Here is a 4,177-nt window from a genome sequence, read left to right as displayed (position 1 = left end):
CTCCCATAATAAATGGATGGTCATCCTGTGCCCTGAATTCTACATCAGGGATAGTTGCCCAGAGAGGGCAGGAGAGGTCATAACTGTTTACCTGTAAATTTTCCCTTTTGTATCTCTGTGTGTATCTTTCTTCTTCAACAGGGAAGAAGTACTCTCCTCTTGAACTTATACAGGATGCTGTTTCACTTCCATACATTGGTTTTCCAGGAAGCATTAGGTGATACTTCCCATAGTTATGCGGATAGTAGTTCCATCCTGGGATGTCAACAATATCGGCAAGTCCATTTTTTATTGCACTCTCAGGAATATGGAAAGCAGATGTTGTGGGTCTGGACGGGTCTTCCTCTTTACAAATATTATGCAGAAATCTTGCTAATCTTGGACCACTTTCAGGGTCTTCCTGTTCAGGAATTTCATTTCCTATACTCCACATAATAACAGAAGGATGGTTTCTATCCCTTCTTATCATTGCACGCAGGTCCTTTTCAGCCCATTGGTCAAAAATTGTATTGTATCCATTAGGACACTTTGGTTTCTTCCACTCATCAAATGCTTCATCTATCACGAGAAATCCCATCTCATCAGTTAATTCAAGAAGTTCAGGTGCAGGTGGGTTATGACTTGTCCTTATGGCATTACATCCCATCTCTTTAAGAAGTGTAAGTTGTCTTTTTAAAGCGGACTTGTTTATTGCAGTCCCAATTGGACCGAGGTCATGATGCATACATACACCTTTAAACTTTACAGGCCTTCCGTTTAAGAAAAATCCATTATTCGGGTCAAAGAGCAATTCCCTTATACCAAATTTTGTTTCATAACGGTCCATCACATTTCCTTCTGCCTTTATAACAGAGATAGCAGTATAAAGAGCAGGATTGTTGATGTCCCACAGTATAGGAGATGTGATGAAAACTTCCTGCTTTATTGTCTCTTTTTTGTTTATCTTTATTCTGTCTATTGCCGATGCAATCTTTAATCCATCAGGTGAAATAATTTCTGTTTCTACCTCTATCTGTATTTCTTTGCCTGTATGGTTTTCTATCTCTGTTCTAATGTCTATCCTCGTCTCTTTTTCATCTATAAGGTGTGTTGTAATATATGTTCCCCAGTGAGAGACATAGACAGGATTGAGTATAACAAGCCGGACATTTCTGTATATACCTGCACCTGGATACCATCTTGAAGAATGTGGTTTATTATCTACAGAAACAGCAAGGATATTTTCTCCTTCTTTAACAAAATCAGTAATATCAAAAGCAAAAGAGGAATAACCATATGCCCATTCTCCAACAAAACTTCCATTTACATAGACCTTACTGTGGCTCATTACTCCATCAAATTCAATCTGTACTCGTTTTTCTTTTATATCAGATGGGAGATGGAATTTTAATCTGTACCATCCTTTACCTGTATGGGGTAGTCCTCCTGTACTTCCCAAAAGTATAACCTCTTTATCTCCAGATTTCATAACATGAGGGTCGTTATCAGGACTAAAAGGTCCTTTGATTGCCCAGTCATGAGGCACTCTTACATCTTCCCATTTAGAATCATCAAAATCATTTTTTATTGCTTCAGGGAAATCCCCTCTTTGAAACTTCCATCCATATTTCAGTAGTTTTATTTCCCTCATATCAACTCCTTTTTGTATATAACAATAAATGATGATATTCTATTATACAAAAAATAAAGAGGCAAGTAATGAAGATTATTATAGCCCCTGCATCTTATAAGGGTAGTATTACAAATATTGAAGCAGCAGATATAATGGAAAAAGTATGTAGGAAGGTCTTTCCTTCAGCAGAACTTATCTCATTTCCTCTCGCTGATGGTGGAGAAGGAACCATAGATGTAATTGAAAAGATTATAGGGGGAAGGTTTGTTTTTAAATATGTTTCAGACCCACTGGGAAGAAAGATAAAAGCAAAATGGCTGAAGAAAGGAGATACTGCTTACATAGAGATGGCACAGGCAGTAGGACTTCCACTTTTAAAGGAAGCAGAAAGAAATCCTATGGAGACCACAACCTATGGCGTGGGAGAACTTATAAGAAGTGCGCTCCTTTCTAAATGTAAGAAAATTTTTATAGGTGTGGGTGGAAGTGCTACGAATGATGGGGGGATAGGAGCTCTTACCGCACTGGGTATTAAGTTTTACAGCCAAAAAGGTAGGGTGTTTTATCCCGGGCGAGGGAAGGACCTTCTGGAGATAGATAAAATAGATATCTCAGGGATGATACCTGAAGTTAAAAATTGTAGATTTACAGTCCTTTCAGATGTCAAAAACCCGCTTTACGGGAAGATGGGCGCTGCATATGTCTATGCACCTCAAAAGGGAGCCGATAAAAAAGATGTAAGAATCCTTGATAATGGCTTGAGAAATTACAATAGAGTAGTTAAAAAGATAACAGGTATAGATATGAATAAAATTAAAGGAGCAGGTGCTGCAGGTGGTATAGCAGGTGGGTTCAGTGCTTTTTTAGGGGCAGAGATTGTTTCAGGTATAAAGACAGTTTTAAGTATTGGGAACTTTGAAGATAAAATTAAAGGTGCTGATTTAATCCTTACAGGTGAAGGCAGGGTTGATGTCCAGACATTATACGGTAAGTCCATAGGAGTGATAGTAGAAATATGTAGAAAAAATAATGTACCTGTGGTTGTACTTGCAGGAAGTATTGATGATACGGTCTATAGAGATAAGTTGTTTAAAGATGTTATAATCTTAAGCATTGTCCACGGAGTGGTATCTCTTGAAGAAGCGATGAGAAAGGGAAAAGAGAATCTTTCTAACGCTACAGAACAGGTACTGAAGATATACAAAAATGCTTGCAAAAATTAGTTCACTTACTGTCTGGGGTATAGAAGGTATTCCTGTGGATGTAGAGGTTGATATAAGTTTTGGAATACCCACTATTTCTATTGTAGGACTTCCTGACCAAGCAGTGAAAGAAAGCAGGGACAGGATAAAGCCAGCAATAAAAAACTCTGGTTTTGAATTCCCTTCTGATAGAAGGATTGTGATAAATCTTGCTCCTGCAGACCTGAAGAAAGAAGGTGTATACTTTGACCTGCCTGTTGCTGTGGGAATACTTGCTACTGAAGGGATAATTCCATTAAGCCGTACAAATGAATTCTCTTTTATAGGGGAACTTGCACTGGATGGTACATTAAGACCTGTAAAAGGAGTGCTCCCCATAGCGATGAAACTTGCCGAACTTAAAAGCAAAAAGATAGTCCTTCCATATGATAATGCACTTGAAGCAAGTATTGTTAGAGATATTGAGGTCTATCCTGTAAAGGACTTAAGAGAATGTGTAGCATTTCTCACAGGTAAAAAAGAGATAGAACCAGTTCACTGTGATGTTGAAGCACTGTTTGGTTCCAAGAAGAAGTATTCACTTGATTTTAAGGATGTAAAGGGACAGACATATGCAAAACGTGCTATAGAGGTAGCAGTCGCAGGTGGACACAATATCCTTATGATTGGCTCCCCTGGTGCTGGTAAAACAATGCTCGCATCAAGAATACCTTCAATACTTCCTTCCCTTACACTTTCAGAAGCACTTGAGATAACCAGAATACATTCTGTTGCAGGGATATTGAAGGAAGGTATTATAACAGAAAGGCCATTCAGGTCTCCACACCATACAATATCAGATATTGCTTTGATAGGAGGAGGGAATATACCGAGACCCGGAGAAGTAAGTTTAGCACATAATGGCGTTTTATTTCTTGATGAACTTCCTGAATTTCACAGGGATGTCCTTGAGGTTTTAAGACAGCCCCTTGAAGATGGTAAGGTAAGTATCTCAAGGGCAAGGGGAAGGATGGAGTTTCCCGCAAGGTTTTTGATGGTTGCTGCGATGAATCCCTGTCCCTGTGGCTGGTATGGAGATGGTGCAAGGCAGTGCAACTGTAATCTTTCACAGATACTTAAATACAGAAGGAAGATATCAGGTCCACTTCTTGACAGGATAGATATTCATATAGAGGTATCCAGTTTACCTGCAGGTGTAATCCTTAAAGAGAGGGAAGAAGAACCATCAGAAAAGATACATAAATCCATCTTTCCTCCACCGATATCAACCAAAACTACTCCTAATTCTTTTTCTGTCTCAGTTAAAACTGAAGTAGCTGAGGCTAAGCCTGAAAAAATAAAACCGGCATTAACAATTCCCAAA

General features: G+C 38.7%; 2 protein-coding genes and 2 pseudogenes. 2 read left to right on the top strand and 2 right to left on the bottom strand.

The window, feature by feature from the left end; all coding sequences use genetic code 11:
• On the bottom strand, positions 1-1,630 hold a 1,630-nt coding region (locus tag N3D17_07645; GenBank protein ID MCX8083237.1), incomplete at its 3' end, for a beta galactosidase jelly roll domain-containing protein.
• 68 nt (positions 1,631-1,698) lie between these two features.
• Between N3D17_07645 and N3D17_07640 the strand changes: the two genes are divergently transcribed.
• Positions 1,699-2,835 (top strand): glycerate kinase, encoded by a 1,137-nt coding sequence (locus tag N3D17_07640; GenBank protein MCX8083236.1) that lies wholly within the window; start codon positions 1,699-1,701, stop codon positions 2,833-2,835.
• Positions 2,819-4,003 (top strand): annotated as a pseudogene (locus N3D17_07635) (YifB family Mg chelatase-like AAA ATPase). Before N3D17_07640 ends, N3D17_07635 begins: the two are co-directional and overlap by 17 nt.
• A gap of 29 nt (positions 4,004-4,032) precedes the next feature.
• Here the strand turns inward: N3D17_07635 and ftsA are convergent.
• A pseudogene (gene ftsA / locus N3D17_07630) lies at positions 4,033-4,177 on the bottom strand (cell division protein FtsA).

Source organism: bacterium, assembly GCA_026414725.1.
Classification (GTDB): domain Bacteria; phylum Ratteibacteria; class UBA8468; order B48-G9; family JAFGKM01; genus JAAYXZ01.
This window is presented reverse-complemented; position numbering and strand designations above follow the sequence as displayed.

Coding starts and splice junctions, on each gene's coding strand:
- N3D17_07640 (MCX8083236.1), top strand. CDS start 1,699: ATGAAGATTATTATAGCCCCTGCATCTTATAAGGGTAGTATTACAAAT.